This is a genomic window from Psychrobacter sp. L7 (genome assembly GCF_002810365.1).
GTDB classification, from domain to species: Bacteria; Pseudomonadota; Gammaproteobacteria; order Pseudomonadales; family Moraxellaceae; genus Psychrobacter; species Psychrobacter celer.
Genome location: NZ_NEXR01000010.1, coordinates 1 through 16235, shown reverse-complemented (window position 1 = coordinate 16235; position 16235 = coordinate 1). Strand labels below are relative to the sequence as shown.

Below are 16235 nucleotides of genomic sequence, written 5' to 3'. Positions count from 1 at the left end.
ATATCAAGCGCCGCATCTATTAGGCAGCAGCACAGTAAAACAGCAGCCAATCTATCAAGGCGCTATTTTATCTACTGGATAACTGATAAAATAGCAGATACTCTGTGTCTGCTCTATGACCTATAACGTCCGATAGGTCTTGGCCACCCTTATTTTTAGTATCTAAGTATTATCCCCTTCATAACAAGAGAACCGTCATTATGTTCCAACTTCATCATAAACTTGCAGCCGACAGTTTTTTGGTGGGAGATTTCCCATTATCGACCTGCCGTTTAATCAATGATTGTCAGTTTCCTTGGTTGATATTGGTGCCACGTGTCTCTGGTATCAAAGAATTGTATGAGCTGTCTGAGGCCGACCAAGCGCAGTTTTTGCGCGAGTCGAGCTGGTTGTCCAGCCAACTTGCCAAGACTTTTCAGGCTGACAAGATGAACGTGGCTGCGCTGGGCAATCAGGTGCCGCAGCTTCATTTTCATCATATCGTTCGTTATCAAAACGATATGCAGTGGCCCAACCCAGTGTGGGGCGTCCCTGCTGTACCTTACACCAAAGAAGTACTGGCGCAAATGCAGCAAACTTTGATGATGGCGCTGCGTGGTCATCATCAAATGCCGTTTGATTGGCAGATGCAGTAGGTCTTTTAGCAATAAGCCTTTGGTAATAAACAGTTAAATACGCATAGGCGTGAGCGTTCGTCTGTAAGCATAGCTCTCTGTGTTAATGAGTTTATTGTACGGCTTTACGAAAAATATTTTACATTTGTCTGTCAGTCGTTATATTAGAGTGTAAGTTGGCTAAATGGATATAGCCAGCTTGTCAGATCAGTGTCTTTGCTGCGTCACATCAGAGTAGATGCGGTGCGGTACAAAGTGCTGAGACCTTCAATTTTAAATCAGGATTGTTTGATTTAAAGTTTCACTCTATGTTAAGGACAACAAATGGCTACTTCCTCTATCTCACTACCCTCGTCACGACGACCTACTATGTTGTTTCTTTCGATTTGTACCGCGTTGCTGGGTATGACGGCCTGTGAAACAGACTCTACTGAACCTACCGCCATGTCGCCCGCGGCGACACAAACCATCACGGCTGATGCTGGCCCATCTAACCGCTCTATTACGTCGAACTTTAGCGCCAGCGCTGCTGCTAAATCGGTCGCGCCCCGTTATCTCGTCGGTACTGGTAAAGCCGACATCACAGGAGCTGCAGCCGAAACGGGCATGTTTGGCTATGCTGCAGGTCAGGTGGTGCAGGGTATCAATGATCGTCTATATTCTCATGCTTTTATTGTCGGCGAAGCGGATAGCAATGCAGGCAACCGAGTTGTCTATGTCTCAGCGGATATGGGTGCGATGTTTACCGCGGTCAAACTTGAGGTCATCAAACGCTTGCAAGCAGATTTTGGCGACTTGTATAACGACGATAACGTGATGCTTGCCGCCACGCATACTCACGTGGGAAATGCTGGCTATTCGCATCAGCAGCTGTATCAAATCGCCAGCACGGACGACACACTAGCGGGCTATAGTCAGCAAAACTTCAACGCTATCGTCAGCGGAATTGTCACTTCGATCAAACGCGCTCATGAGTCATTGACGCCAGGGACGTTGTCTGTGGCACAAGGCAAGTTAAAAGGAGCGACTGTTAACCGCTCACAGATTGCGTATAACAACAATGTCGATGCGCAAGAGTTTGATAGTAATGTCAATGAGACCATGACTCAGCTGCGCCTAGATGCTGCCGATGGCACACCGATGGGACTGATTAATTGGTTTGCCCTGCACCCGACCAGCTTTAGCAATCAGTTTATGCATCTTAGCGCGGACAACAAGGGCTATGCTCAGCTTGGCGCCGAAAAGCTGTTTAATAACAACGCGGACAGACCTTTTGTCGCGGCCTTTGCCAATGCTGATGAAGGGGACGTATTGGCGGCAGGCGGTAATGCCAACTCAAAACCCGGCTTTCAGGGTAGTGATGACGAATGGGAAAACGTCCGACGCGATGGGCAACTGCAGCTTGATAAGGCCGCTGAACTATGGCATCAAGGTGCCCCTGTCGCGGGGCCGGTGGATGTCCGCGCGCGCTGGGTTGATCTAAAAGGCTATCAGGTCGAGAGCAGGTTCACCAGTGGTGCGGGTGACAAAGTCTTATGTACGCCTGCCCGAGGTTATTCTTTTGCTGCAGGCGGTGAAAACGGGCCATCAAATATCCCTGGCATATACGAAGGCATGACGCGCGCGAGCTTTCGGATCAATGATGATATCAATAAAGTCGATCAGTCGCTTTTGGCCAGTTTGACACGCGGCGCCTTTGGTATCGTCTCAACTGTCAATCAAGATGACTGTCAGGCAGAAAAACAAGTGCTATTGCCAACTGGCAAGTGGGGCTGGATAAATACTGAGCAGCCTGTCCAGCTCATGCGTATCGGCAATATCGCTATTGTGGCTATTCCTGGCGAGCCGACCACCATGGCGGGGCGGCGGATACGAGCCGCTGTACTGGCCCAGCTAAAAGACGCAGGGGTCGATACCGTCATTGTCAATGGCTTGGCCAATAACTATAGCGGCTATTTGAGTACGCGTGAGGAGTTTGCCGCCCAGCATTATGAAGGTGCCTCTACGGAGTATGGCCCTTATCAAACGGCGGCGTATATACAGGAGTATAGCCAGTTAGCTGAAGCGCTACGCACCGGTACAGACGTGCCTGACAGTGCCGCACCACCTGATCGCTCACACAAGGCATTTCATGAGCGTCCAAGCGTGGTATTCGATGACAAACCCATACATCAACGCTGGGGGCAAGTACTCACGCAGCCAAACCCTAGTTACCAAAGCGGGGAGGTCGCTACGGCGGTGTTTCGCGCAGCGCACCCCAAAAACAACCTACGTACCGAAGACAGCTTTCTTAAGGTGCAGCGTTACCAAGATGGTCAATGGATGGACTATCTGAGCGACCGTGACTTTGAAACCACCTACACGTGGCAACGAGAAGGAGCGGCCTATAGCAAAGCGATTATCGATTGGCGCATCAGTGCCGATACGCCAGCAGGGACATATCGACTGACCCATGCTGGCGACTGGAAGAGCGGCTGGACAGGCAAGATTAAGCCTTACTTTGGTGCCTCAAGCAGCTTTAGGGTGCAGTAAGACAGCCTAGTATCAAGTAAGGCTATAAACTTGCTCATTATGGCTTGCTTATTAAGTGACCAACGGTAGGGTTTTGCGTATCAGTAACGTAGGTTTTATAAAAATGAAAACGTATAATAGTCTTTTAGCTTGACTTATACCAAATCTAAAGTGTCATCGGTGCTGGCGAGTTGCGGTAGTCGGCTAAGGGTTTGTCTGCCTGTTGCTTGGGTTTGGAAAATAGTATGCTCATAACAAAATTAACTGTCACTGTGCTATCTTCCTTCTCCTAATATTTATCGATCGTCTGCTTTATTAAGCGAACACTTCATATGCCTCTTTTAGATACGTTGAGACCGAAATTTCCATCGCAGACGAATGGTATCTATCGATTCGACTATCCAGAAGTGTTTGTCTTGATCCTAACGGTTGTGCTTCTTGCCCTGCATTTTGACTTTAGTGCCACCTCGATGGCACTGCTGATCGTCGTTAGCCTGCCAAGCTTGCTGATTTTGATATATAACTATCGCCGTCAGACCAGTTTTTGGACCTCCAATATCGTCATTATTTTGCTGTCTGCAGTCATAGGCTCGATACAGCTGTGCACGGTCATGTCGATCAGTCTGGCAGCTTTGATTGCATTACGTATTATTATTAGTAGTCCTGAAAACCAAATTAGACTGGTCATTGTCTCGATAGTGACTGTGATTGTTTTTTATTATGTCAGCGTGATTTTAAACAGCACGCAGATGGACTGCCATGACAGTTGGCTGCCGCCAGTGGTGCTACTGTCCAGTATGGCGGTGATGCTGTGTCAGTTTCGCTATGTGTATCAAAAGTACATGGGTCACCAACAGCGTGCGCAGCAAGCGGTAGGGCGTTTGGGTACCATGGTTTCAGTCATCAATAAGTTGACCCGTTTTGTGCCACCGCAGATTTGGGAGCCAATTGTAAAAACAGATGCGCCCGTTAGTGTGTCAAACAAACGTGCCAAGCTGACGATTATGTTTTCGGACATTGTGGGTTTTACAGAGCTGTCTGATAGTTTAAGCTCGGACAATCTGGCAGATATTTTAAATACCTATATGCACTGCATGACGGTCATCGCCAATAAGCATGGCGCTGTGCTTGATAAGTTCGTCGGCGATGGGATGGTGTGTTTTTTTGGAGAGCCTAGCAGTCAAGGCGCGCGTCAAGATGCGCTTGACTGTGTGGCAATGGCGCTAGACATGCGCCGTGAGATGCGCACCCTGAGGCATAAGTGGCGGCTTATGGGTTTTGCAGGGCTGTATATACGCGTTGGTATCACGACAGGCTATTGCCATGTCGGCAACTTCGGTAGCAATAATCGCTTGAGCTATACATTGATTGGCAAAGAGGCCAATCTCGCGGCGCGGCTGGAGAGTAGCGCAGGCAAAGATGAGATACTGGTCAGCGAAAGTACTTATGATTATGTTTGTCACAATTATGAGTGTCAGCATGCAGGTGCGTTTCAGCTCAAAGGCTTCGACGAAAAAGTCAATGCTTGGCAAGTCCTCGATCCTGATGCCAATAAAGGTCAGCTATCAAAATGGGTGGACCATACGTTACCAGGATTTAATTTGCATCTAAACTTCAAAGACATGAAAGATCAAGACTATCAAGACATCCGAGAACGTCTAAACCTCGCTCTCGAGCGTATCGAACAAGAGCAAGAAAAAGTAGCAAATGCTATTGCAGCAGAGAGCCAGCGTCACAACGATTAATAGCGACTCTTTTACTGATTTGACATCTGTATGACCATATTTAACCTCATATTTAATATGCCAGCACCTTCGTAAGCAAACAAAAACGCCAACCATGATATGCAGTCATCGTTGGCGTTTTATAATGGCTTTGACTGTATATTATCAGTGGTTTTCTTTAGCATGGTTGAGCGTGTATTTGGGAATCTCGATGGTCAAGTCGTCGTCTTCGAGCATCACCTGACAAGACAAACGTGAGTCTGGCTCCAGACCCCAAGCACGGTCTAAAAGATCCGCTTCGATATCGTCCATCTCATCTAAGCTATTAAATCCTTTACGCACCACCACATGACAGGTAGTACAGGCTTTTGACATCTCACACGCGTGCTCTATCTTAATGCCTTTTTCTAGTAGGGCTTTGCATAGGTTCTGGCCAGCTTCTAGCTCGACTTCAGTGCCTTCGGGGCAAATCTCATGATGAGGTAATACGGTAATCTTTGGCATAAATTATCTGTCCGGTGCTAATCAATTAAAAAATAAAAACTCAAAAATATATCAGGTCTGTTACAGGTCATCACATCTATCATGGCTAAGCCGTATATAGATAGACTCTATACGCGCTTTTACCAATCTTGAGCGCTGGTACCTGCCATGCTGGCCTTGACGCTTTGATTCATAATGCGAGCAGCAAATGCATCACTATGCGGTTTTAATTTGGCTTGTTCGGTTTCAATGAGAGTTAGATCATCAGTGCTTAATGCCGTTTGTAGTGCTTGTATTTGCTGCGTTAGAGCTTGCTGCTCATCAGAGGTCAATAAGGCTGCAAACTCTTGCAGCGCAGACTGTAGCGCCAATACTTCGCGTTCTGCTTCTACTTTTGTCTCAATCAAAGAGCGAGCGTTTTTGTCTGCTTCTGCATGCTCAAACCCTGCCATCAGTAGCTGCTCTTTTTGCTCATCAGACAAGCCATAAGAGGGTACAATCTCGATTTTGCTTTCAGTCTTAGTCGTGGTTTCTTGCGCGCTGACTGTCAGCTGACCATTGGCATCAATGCTAAAGGTGACCTCGATACGGGCAAAGCCCGCTTTCATCGGCGGGATGCCATATAATTCAAAACGTCCAAGCGAACGGCAGTTTTCGACAGTTTCGCGCTCGCCTTGAACCACATGAATCACCATGCCTGTCTGACCGTCCTGATAGGTGGTAAATACTTGGCGTTTTTTGACAGGGATAGGGGTGTTACGGGGAATCAGCACCTCAACCAAGCCGCCCATAGTTTCAAGGCCGAGTGACAAGGGAGTGACATCTAATAATAAAAGAGTGTTGTCGCTATCGCCATTGACCAGTTGATGCGCGGTTTGTGCAGCCCCTAGAGCGACGACTTCATCTGGGTTTAAGCGACAAAGTGGCTGCTTGCCAAAAAACGTGGTCACCACTTGTTGCACAGCTGGCATACGGGTTGAGCCGCCCACCAAGATGACTTCATCCAAATCGTCAATAGATAGCTTGGCATCGCGTAATACCTGCTCGCAGACGCTAAGCGTACGGCGATTGACAGGCTCAGCAATGGCCAGCAAATCGTCACGGTGCAAGGTGCCTTGATAAGAGTGGCCGTTGACCGTGATGTCGATAGCGACCTGCTCGGCGTCCGTCAAAGCTTGCTTATACGCTTTGGCTTGCTGGGCAAGGATTGATTTGTCATGCCGAGTGACGTCTTTTGGGTCGATACCTAATTGTTTGATCAACCAGTTGGTCAGCAAGCGGTCGATATCATCACCGCCTAGCGCACTGTTGCCGCCAGTTGCCAAGACTTCAAAAACCCCATCGGTGAGCTTTAAGATAGACACATCAAAGGTACCGCCGCCCAAATCATAAATTAAGTAATGGCTTTGCGTGTTATCTTGATTGGGCTTATCAAGGCCGTAGGCGACAGCGGCAGCCGTGGGCTCATTTAACAGACGTAGCACATTGATACCAGCAGCTTGTGCAGCATCTTTGGTCGCTTGGCGCTGCGCCTCATCAAAATAAGCGGGAACAGTGATCACCGCCCCTTCGATACTGTCGGCAGGTAATGCGCTTGCGGCGCGCTGCTCGAGGGCGGCTAGGATACGTGCTGAGACTTCGACAGGGGATACCTTACCTTGGGCGGTGACAAAAGCTGGCATGTCGTCTGCATTGCCGCTTAACTCATAAGGATGAGAGAATTTAATATCTGCTTGACTACGACCCATAAAGCGCTTGGCGGATACGATGGTGTTTTTTGGGTCATCGGCCAAATGCGCTAGGGCATCATACCCTACCATGGGTTTGCCAGTGCTGGGGTAGTAGACGACAGAGGGCAGCAACGTATCGTTGTCAGCGCCTGCCTCTAAGACTTGCGATTTGCCTGAGCGTACGACTGCGACCAGTGAGCGTGTGGTGCCAAGGTCGATACCTAGACCAAAACGATGCTGATGAGGTTGGGCACTTTGATTGGGTTCGGCAATTTGCAATAAAGACATAAAATCACTCAAAGATAAAATAAATAAAGGAAATGGCGCAATTATGATGACGAATGATGATAAATATCAATCTTTAAATCTACATATTGAAGGTATGTTTATCTAGACACCCTAAACATATAAATCATCGTCATCAGAGTGCTCAGCACTGGCGACTTCATCGAGACCAGTCGTCACATCGGCATTGAGTTTTACCAAAAACTTAAGCTTTTGGGTGGCATCAATCGCGGTCTGCCAGTCTTGCTTTTGATAGGCACTGCTAAAGCGCTCAGATTGTTTGCTCAGACGAGTGGTAATCTGGGGTTGTAGCTGCGCAAGCGTTGTCCGATCCTTATCTTCGATCGCTTCATCTAGATCGATACGCATCTGCATGGCGTCTTCTAAAAAATCTAAATCGGCAATTGAGTGCTCAAGATTATGAGCCTGATTTGCCATCTCTAATAGGTAGCCGGCGCGGCTATCAGGAGCCTTTAAGGTTTGGTATGCTTGATTTATCAGTGCTGAAGCTTGCTCTGATTGCTGTTTGGCCTCCGTCACACTCGTCACGTCTTTTGTGCTATCTACCATCAGATTATCAGGGTGATAGCGTTTTTGTAGTAGACGTAACTGTTGATCCAGACGGGCCTGATCAATCTCAAACTGAGCGGGCTGCTCAAATAGAGCAAAAAAGTTATCAAATTGTGCTTCTGCGGTGATGTCTGTCATATCATACGCCTTGCTTTTATTTATTATAAAGTGTCTGAGATACCAGTGCTTATCATATCCAGTGTGCTATCAAGCGCCAGATTGGGTGATGTATAGCCTACCAACTGAATAATAGAAATGTTGAAAACGGCATTTTTTATCAAAATACAACATGCTTAAAGGCCAGTAGGCCTCAGTCATAACGATGGCCAATGGCTAAGGGTTGGCAACTTTAAACAGTAAACGACTCACCGCAACCACACTCGCCTTTTTGGTTGGGGTTGGTGAACTTAAAGCCTTCGTTCAAGCCTTCTTTTTCATAATCCATCAATAAGCCGTCTAAATAGACCAAGCTTTTCGGATCGATAAAGATGCTCACACCGCGGCTTTCGTAACGTGTGTCATTGTCATCAGGGGTATCTACAAACTCTAAGACATAGGCCAAGCCTGAACAGCCTGCGGTACGAATGCCCACACGGATACCTTCGCCTTTGCCGCGATTGTCCAAAAACTCTCGAACATGCTGGGCGGCGCGTTCTGTCATTTCAATCATGCCAACTCCCATTGACTATCAATAATAAAGATATCTTTCAATATGATGTCATCGACCATAAAATCAATGACGGCTATTAATAACGAGTATGAGACTAGTAGCAAATCTACCAGACTTATGTGTTTGCGCCAGTTAGAAAATAAAAGGTGACAATTACAGTAGCGTTATTGTCACCTTTATGGCCTCAGTAGAGATCGATTAAAGCACTACTGACGCCTTGCTGATAAAACAGTGCATACGCCAGTAAGCTTAGCTGGTCGCTTCTTCAGCGGTACCATGCTTGCCTTTATAGTCGCTGATAGCCGCTTTGATGGCGTCTTCTGCGAGTACAGAGCAATGCACTTTTACAGGTGGCAAAGCCAATTCTTCAGCGATGTCCATATTTTTAATCTCGCCAGCTTGGTCCAAGCTTTTGCCTTTTAGCCACTCGGTGACAAGTGAGCTTGAGGCAATCGCTGAGCCGCAGCCGTACGTTTTAAAACGTGCATCTTCGATGATACCGTTATCATCTACTTGGATCTGTAGGCGCATCACATCGCCACACGCTGGGGCACCGACCATACCTGTACCAACGTTTTTGGCGTTTTTGTCAAGATTGCCGACGTTGCGTGGGTTTTCGTAATGATCAATAACTTGGTCACTATAGGCCATGGGGTTTTCTCCTAGTTAGGGGATGAGCGATAGATTGTTTACTATGTATCCGTCGCTCATCGATAATTGGGGTCAAACGCTTACTGTAATTGTCTGATCAATCGTTTTATAAATATTTAAAACAAAGCGCGCAAAGGCGATTTGTTTGGCAAATGTTAGTGCTCAGCCCATTCTACTGAATCTAAATCCACACCTTCTTGATACATATCCCAAAGTGGTGATAGGGCGCGCAGTTTCTCAACCGCTTCGTGCATTTGTTTGATGACACGGTCGATGTCTTCTTCGGTGGTATAACGGCCAAAGCTGAAACGAATCGAACTGTGAGCCAACTCATCTGGACGACCAATAGCACGTAATACATATGATGGTTCAAGTGTCGCAGACGTACAGGCTGAGCCTGATGAAACAGCTAAGTCTTTTAGCGACATCATCAATGACTCGCCTTCAACAAAGTTAAAGCTAATGTTTACAATGTTTGGCACGCTATTCTCAAGATCACCATTTAAGTAAATCTCTTCGATGTCTTGCAGGCCATCCCATAGTTTTTGGCGGAGTTTGGCAACGTGAGCATGATCTTCTTCAAAGCGCTCGTTGGCTAGGGCAAATGCCGCTCCTAAACCTACGATTTGATGCGTCGGTAATGTACCTGAGCGCATACCACGCTCATGACCACCGCCATGCTGCTCAGCTTTTAGGCGAATGCGCGGCTTACGGCGGACAAACAATGCGCCGATACCTTTAGGGCCATAGGCTTTGTGTCCTGAGAAACTCATCAAATCGATTTTCATTTCTTCAAGATTGATTTTTACTTTACCGACAGACTGTGCGCCATCGACATGGAAAACCACGCCAGCGTCACGAGTGATTTCACCAATCGCTGCGACATCGGTGATGGTACCAAGCTCATTGTTTACCATCATCAGTGATACCAAAATCGTATCGTCACGTAATGCATCTTTTACTTGCTCTGGCAAAATAAGACCCGTACCGGCTTGTGGCTCTAAGTAAGTAATCTCAAAACCTTCTTGCTCAAGCTCACGGCAGGTATCTAAAACTGCTTTGTGCTCAATTTTACTGGTAATAATGTGCTTGCCACGCGATTGATAAAAATGCGCTGCGCCTTTGATGGCGAGGTTGTCAGATTCAGTCGCACCAGAGGTAAAGACGATTTCACGCGGATCAGCGTTGATGACTTCAGCCACTTGCTGACGCGCGGTTTCTACGGCTTCTTCTGCTTGCCAGCCGTAGCCGTGCGAGCGCGAGGCTGGGTTACCAAAGATGCCATCTACAGTCAGATACTCGCTCATCTTGGCAGCTACTGATTTAGCAACTGGCGTGGTGGCGGCATAATCTAAATATATAAGGTTGTTATGTTGGCTCATGCTGGGTTTGCCTCGCTGTTCGATAGGGTAATGGTATTAATGTCTTTTATAGAAACTTCTTTGGTGGAGGTGTGCTGTCGCTCTGAGACGGACTGCACATTTTCCATATCTAATAATTGCGCTAATGTTATGTTTTTCAAGTACTGCTCGATATGATTGGACAATGCACACCATAGATCATGGGTTAGGCACATTGTACCACCTTGGCAGTCGCCGCGTCCTTCACACTGCATCGCATTAACCGACTCATCGACCGCAGATATGATGCTCATCACATCTATCTCGTGTAGCGGTTTGGCCAAGTAATAACCACCAGCGGCACCGCGTATACTGGTGACAAGCCCACGTTTGCGTAGTTTGGAAAATAACTGTTCGAGATAAGAGATAGATATTGATTGCCGTTTAGCGATATCAGATAAGGATACCGCACTGTCTTGTTGGCTGGTTTGTAGCGCCAAATCTAGCAACGCGGTCACGGCGTATCTGCCTCGAGTAGTCAAACGCATGTGTTATCTCCAAACTTATATATCATTTTTATTTAACAACGATCTTAGTAAGAGACTCTCTACCAAAGCGAAAGATAAAAAAGGCAAAACCTCTGCCATGCTCAAATAAAAGTCATCTGCTAAGTGGTGTCTTATCGTCGTTAAACAACAGATGGTCAACCCGATGTGTGCAACGATTAAGCCAATTATACTTAATCCTGAGTAATTTAGTCAAGATTAAAGTGTGGTTGAATGGTTAATCAAGCTGATGGCTATGATTGATAAAAACAATGATGAATAAACATAGAGAGTAAAAACAAATGAGCAGTAAAGATATAGTCGATGCACTATAAAACAAACCCAGTGTTACAGGTATAAATGCCGTAAAGTCTCAAAAGTAAGCAGCACGTCAGATAAGTTGATAGCAATCGCATGCTGACATTGCTGCATTTTTTTGTTTAGGATTAACGATACTTGATAAAAGGCAAGGTAGGAGAAGGTAGGGTGACAGCAATAGATATCTAGGCTGTGCTTTTGATATCGCACCCTACTGTTTGATGACTGGTCAGTAGCCTGTTAAAGACGCCACCATAAAGCGACTAATAGACTTCTCAATGATACCTGTCGATTTTATTGCTTCGTTTAGTGGACTCGTTTAATTTATTAATAACGCGATAATCGCGCCAATCATGACAAGCAGGGCGACGACAGTCACAATTGTCAGTGTTTTTTGTTTGCTTTGTAGCTCTTTGACCGTGGTTTCAAGCTCGCGGTTTTTGATGGTTAAGGTGTTGATTTGCGTTTGCTGCTCTTTGATACGCAGTTTGTAGTTTTCTTTTTTTTCTGCCATTTCCGCTTCAGTGGGCTTAGATTTGCCTTTACCGCCTTTAAACTTTTTCACCAGTCCTTGGATGAGACTGCCTAGACCCAATTGCATGATAAATTGCTTGACCAACTGTACTTGCACTGACTCTCCGCGCATTTGTAGCTTTTCAGTGCTTTCGCTGTCGTGAGTGGTGATGGCGTTGATGACTTGGATACTATAGGCATTGATGACGACATCAGGCTCGCTACGGCCTATCGGCAATTGCGCGTCTAATAACACGCCTTTGGTACTAAAGGTGGCAAAAACTTCTACATGGGGAAGGTACAAGCGCAGCGCGACGACAGTACCTTGCTTGGCTAAAGGATAAGCTGCTTTACGTAATTCAGGATCTAGGCGTAACAGTAAGGTCAATGCTGACTCGATGAACACCAAAAAGATATTGAGAAAAGAGTGAGATAACGTAGAACGCTTCATGTAGATAATCCGTGGTTATTTTAGTAACGTGTCGTAAAATGAGGATTTGATCAATAAAAAACAACTTAAAAATCAAGATACACCCAAAATATGCGATTATATTTTGCTTATAGTAACGTCTTTATAATAAAAAGTAACGCAAGTTTCTGACTCTTGGTACCCTTTATGTCAAGTGTATTGATAAGTCGATATTTTTTGTGCTATTTTCGGCTTTGGCTGCCTGTTGTCTTAGAGCCAGTAGTGGCTTGTTGATGACTCATTGGTATTTTTAAGCTAAGGATAGGTTCAAATACTATAATGAGAGCAATTTACTGGACAAAACACTGGGTAGTCAAGCTGCCTAAGGTAAAGTAGTGAGTTGATAAAAAATTGCAGGGGTTTTGCGTAACATTGAGTGTCAAATACGTAGTAAGCGGCACAAAAATATGTAAAATCGCTTGCGCTCCTTATGCGGCCTTGATATAAAGACGATAACAAAGCGAAACCTGTTAATACGCAAGTCAGGTAGTTTTTATTGCTTAAGTGCTATGAGAGCGTTACAATACCTGGCGTGAGCGTGTATTATCCCCCTTAAACTTGAAGGAAATTTTATGAATAAGTCAGAATTGATTGATAGCATCGCAGAAAAAAGTGGTCTGAACAAAACCCAAGCTGGCGATGCACTAAACGCTGTTATGGAAAGTGTTGGTGAAGCTTTAGAAGCTGGCGACAGCATCTCTTTGGTTGGTTTTGGTACTTTTAGCGTAAAAGACCGCAAAGCACGTACTGGCCGTAACCCTAAGACTGGTGAAGAGCTAAACATCCCAGCAAGCAAAGTACCAAGCTTTAAAGCTGGTAAAAACTTAAAAGAGCGCTTAAACTAAGCCTTTGTTAAGATAGTATTTTTTAAGACTATATAAGGTATAGACCACTATAAAACTACGGCCACCTATTAGGCAGAGACTAAAGTTGGATACAAGATACGTATAAATGCAGTGTCTGTAGGCCGTAAAAAGATAGAAGGTCGCTCATGGATTTGCTTATTATTTAAGTCATGAGCCAAATAGCAAAAAGCACCTAATATTTAGGTGCTTTTTTTATTGCGATAGTTTGTATCAGACATCATGAATATTTTGAGTCTGTCTTAAAAATCACGTATCATAGGGCGCGCTGTAGATGCATTGTCTAAATCAAGATTGATTGATATCTCTTGATTTTGCACCAAAACGCACACGCCCTTACTCATACCATTGCCGGCTTAGATAGCATCGTTACCACAGCGTCGATAGGCATCATATTACAATGGTTTTTCATCAACATAGGTTAATAAAGCAGAGATAACTATGGATAAATTGCGCGATTTTTTAAAAAGCTGGCCAGGTCGCATTTTATTGATTTTATGCCTGTCACCGCTTGCATTACTGGGTGTCGAAAGCTACTTTGGCGGTAGTGTCGACCCAAACCAAGTCGCTCAGGTAGGTGAGGCAAGCGTGGGGCTGTCTGAGTATCAAGCTGCGGTAAATAACCGTCGTACCGAAATTTTAGAGCAAGTTGATGATGCCAGCCTATTAAATGAGGATGTGCTACACGAGCAGGTGCTAAAAGGCCTTATAGATCGCACATTGTTAGAGCAGCAGGCAGGTAAGCTTGGAATGACGGTCTCTGATGACACCATCAACCGTTTGCTGCGTCAAGAAGAAGTATTTAAGGATGCGGACGGCAATTTTTCTAATGAGCAGTTTGCAAACTTTTTGCGCAATCGCGGTATGACAAAAAACCAGCTGTTTGCTGAGTTTCGCAATCAGTTAAGCCTCGATCAGCTCAATGCCAGTATCGTCGGGACTGCGATTTATCCGATGCAAGCGGTCAGTCAATTGATTGATTTGCAAATGGAATCGCGCAACATCTGGCTCCATCGGTTTAATTGGCAAGACTATGCCGATCAAGTCGAGGTTAGCAAAAGCGACATCCAAGCTTATTATGATGCCAATAAAGACACACTAAAAAGTGCCGCGATGGTGGATTTGGCTTATATTCAACTAGACCCGCAAGCCATTCAGGTAGATGAGGTTACTAAAGCGGATCTCCAGCAGCAGTATGAAGCGTATAAGCAAAGCCAAGCGGTGGTAGACGAGCGTAGAATCAGCCAAATACTTCTCACAGGTGACAACGCCAAGGCGCGTGCTGAAAAAATTCAGGCACGTTTAGACAAAGGTGAGTCGTTTGCCGCGCTTGCCAAAGCCGAGTCCGATGATCCGTCAGGAGAGAACGGCGGTGATATCGGTCGTCTGAATACCTCGGTATTTGGTAGCGACGCTGCTGCGGTCGAAAAAGCGCTTGAGGGCCTAAGTGTTGGGGATGTCACCGCACCTATCAAAACCAGCTTTGGCTATCAGATATTTATGGTGACCGAAGATAATGGTAGCAAGGTGCCAAGTCTGGATAGCATGCGCGATGAGCTAACGGCGAAAGCAAAAGAGTATAAGCGTCAAGAGATTTATGCCGATAAAGTCACGGCCATTAATGATTTGGCGGCTGATGGTTTTAGTATTGAAGATATTGCTCAGCAAGAAAACGTCCCACTAAAACGCATCAAAGACTACCGTAAAGAAAACAACCAATCGGTCCTGTCACAGCCAGCTGTGCTCAAACAAGCCTTTGATGAATTTACCATTCAAGATCAGGCAGTAACCGCAGGTATCGAAGTAGGTAACAGTAAGGTGTGGGTACAACCGAGCAATTATCGTCCTACTAAAACCTTGTCTTTGTCAGCGGCGACGCCAAAAATCACGCAGATATTACGTCGCCAAAAAACCACAGCATTGGCCCTAAAAGAAGCCAAAGCCATCGCTGCTGGTATCAAAACGCCAGCAGATATCAGCAAGCAGCCTGTAACATTGCAAGCGCTCGGTCAGATCAATCGTCAAACGACACAATTGACCGAAAAAGAGCGCGGTATGGCCTTTAGCCAGCAAGCTGATGATAACGCTGTGGTAGCTATTGCAAGCGAGACGGAAGTGGGTGCCAGCTTGTTGGTCGGTGACCGTATCAAAACGGAGCAGCAATCACCATTGTCTGATATACAAAGAGCGCAAACGGCAGCTATTATTCGTGATAATTTAGGCCAAGATCAACTGCAAGATTACTTAGAGCATCTGCGGATGGTGTATCAGGTTGAGATTAACGACACCAACATGGCCAACGCGCAAGGTCGTTAAATACAGATCGTTAGATATCGACAGTTGAGTCATCTTAGATGGCTTAAATGACGATAATTGCTCGCACATAAAGACGTAAAAAAGCCACTGTATCAAGGACAGTGGCTTTTTTTTTGACCTGTCCCGTCCTAAAATAAGTTTACGAAAAAGGGACTTATTTATGGACAAGTTAGCAATAGCAAAGGTTAAGCGCACTCAAAAAGATTACACACTAGGCTTTAAACTCGCCGTCGTTGACAGTGTAGAAAAAGGCGACATGACCTACAAACAAGCACAATCAATTTATGGCATACAAGGACGCAGTACCGTATTGGTATGGCTGCGTAAGCATGGTAAATTAGACTGGACCCATCCCCCTAAGAGTCAGACTATGCCGCATAAAGAAACCCCAGTGCAAACCATCAAACGTCTAGAGCGTGAGTTGGCGGATGCCAAAGCACATAACCTTATTTTAAGTAAGGTTGTTGACGTCTTTGAAAGTGACTATGGAGCACCTACTAGAAAAAAGTCTTCTACGGCATCCTCTGGCAACTCAAAGAAGACAAACAAATAAGTCTAGCTCAAGGATGCCGTCTACTTGGTGTGAGCCCGCAAGCGGTATATCAACACCGTACTCGGTCACAGGAAAAAGTG

The 16235-nt window shown here is 45.7% G+C and carries 13 protein-coding genes and 1 pseudogene; 6 read left to right on the top strand and 8 right to left on the bottom strand.

Features of this window, described 5'->3' with window-relative positions; translation table 11 throughout:
* Positions 1-200: 200 nt before the first annotated feature.
* The 3 genes from CAP50_RS09785 (at position 201) to CAP50_RS09775 (ending at position 4870) form a co-directional block, all read left to right on the top strand.
* Positions 201-635 (top strand): HIT domain-containing protein, encoded by a 435-nt coding sequence (locus CAP50_RS09785; RefSeq protein ID WP_075100708.1) that lies wholly within the window; start codon positions 201-203, stop codon positions 633-635.
* 303 nt (positions 636-938) lie between these two features.
* A complete protein-coding gene (locus CAP50_RS09780) occupies positions 939-3146 on the top strand; it encodes a neutral/alkaline non-lysosomal ceramidase N-terminal domain-containing protein (protein WP_241900737.1) in 2208 nt (735 codons plus the stop codon).
* A gap of 311 nt (positions 3147-3457) precedes the next feature.
* Complete coding sequence (locus CAP50_RS09775; protein ID WP_075100709.1) at positions 3458-4870, top strand: adenylate/guanylate cyclase domain-containing protein; 1413 nt, start codon at positions 3458-3460, stop codon at positions 4868-4870.
* Positions 4871-5014: 144 nt separating this feature from the next.
* Here CAP50_RS09775 and fdx read toward each other — a convergent pair whose 3' ends face one another.
* From fdx to CAP50_RS09735, 8 genes are all read right to left on the bottom strand, one after another.
* Complete coding sequence (gene fdx / locus CAP50_RS09770) at positions 5015-5353, bottom strand: ISC system 2Fe-2S type ferredoxin (RefSeq protein ID WP_075100710.1); 339 nt, start codon at positions 5351-5353, stop codon at positions 5015-5017.
* 119 nt (positions 5354-5472) lie between these two features.
* Complete coding sequence (hscA, locus tag CAP50_RS09765; RefSeq protein WP_075100711.1) at positions 5473-7350, bottom strand: Fe-S protein assembly chaperone HscA; 1878 nt, start codon at positions 7348-7350, stop codon at positions 5473-5475.
* Positions 7351-7461: 111 nt separating this feature from the next.
* Entirely contained in the window at positions 7462-8055 is a 594-nt protein-coding gene (gene hscB / locus CAP50_RS09760; protein WP_100749876.1) for a Fe-S protein assembly co-chaperone HscB, read from the bottom strand.
* Positions 8056-8266: 211 nt separating this feature from the next.
* Positions 8267-8587 (bottom strand): iron-sulfur cluster assembly protein IscA, encoded by a 321-nt coding sequence (gene iscA / locus CAP50_RS09755; protein ID WP_075100713.1) that lies wholly within the window; start codon positions 8585-8587, stop codon positions 8267-8269.
* A gap of 249 nt (positions 8588-8836) precedes the next feature.
* Positions 8837-9238, bottom strand: a complete 402-nt coding sequence (gene iscU / locus CAP50_RS09750) for a Fe-S cluster assembly scaffold IscU (RefSeq protein ID WP_100749875.1) — start codon at positions 9236-9238, stop codon at positions 8837-8839.
* 155 nt (positions 9239-9393) lie between these two features.
* Positions 9394-10620 carry an IscS subfamily cysteine desulfurase gene (locus CAP50_RS09745; RefSeq protein ID WP_075100715.1) on the bottom strand — a complete coding sequence of 409 codons (1227 nt, stop codon included), beginning with the start codon at positions 10618-10620 and terminating at the stop codon, positions 9394-9396.
* Positions 10617-11126: an Rrf2 family transcriptional regulator gene (locus CAP50_RS09740; protein WP_075100716.1), complete on the bottom strand. Its 510-nt coding sequence runs from the start codon at positions 11124-11126 to the stop codon at positions 10617-10619. The genes CAP50_RS09745 and CAP50_RS09740 overlap by 4 nt, the downstream gene beginning before the upstream one ends.
* A gap of 634 nt (positions 11127-11760) precedes the next feature.
* Complete coding sequence (locus CAP50_RS09735) at positions 11761-12405, bottom strand: hypothetical protein (protein WP_075100717.1); 645 nt, start codon at positions 12403-12405, stop codon at positions 11761-11763.
* A gap of 590 nt (positions 12406-12995) precedes the next feature.
* Here CAP50_RS09735 and CAP50_RS09730 point away from each other — a divergent pair.
* From CAP50_RS09730 to CAP50_RS09720, 3 genes and pseudogenes are all read left to right on the top strand, one after another.
* Complete coding sequence (locus CAP50_RS09730) at positions 12996-13268, top strand: HU family DNA-binding protein (RefSeq protein ID WP_075100718.1); 273 nt, start codon at positions 12996-12998, stop codon at positions 13266-13268.
* A gap of 459 nt (positions 13269-13727) precedes the next feature.
* Complete coding sequence (locus tag CAP50_RS09725; RefSeq protein WP_075100719.1) at positions 13728-15602, top strand: SurA N-terminal domain-containing protein; 1875 nt, start codon at positions 13728-13730, stop codon at positions 15600-15602.
* Positions 15603-15762: 160 nt separating this feature from the next.
* Positions 15763-16235, top strand: a pseudogene (locus CAP50_RS09720) (IS3 family transposase); the annotation flags it as partial.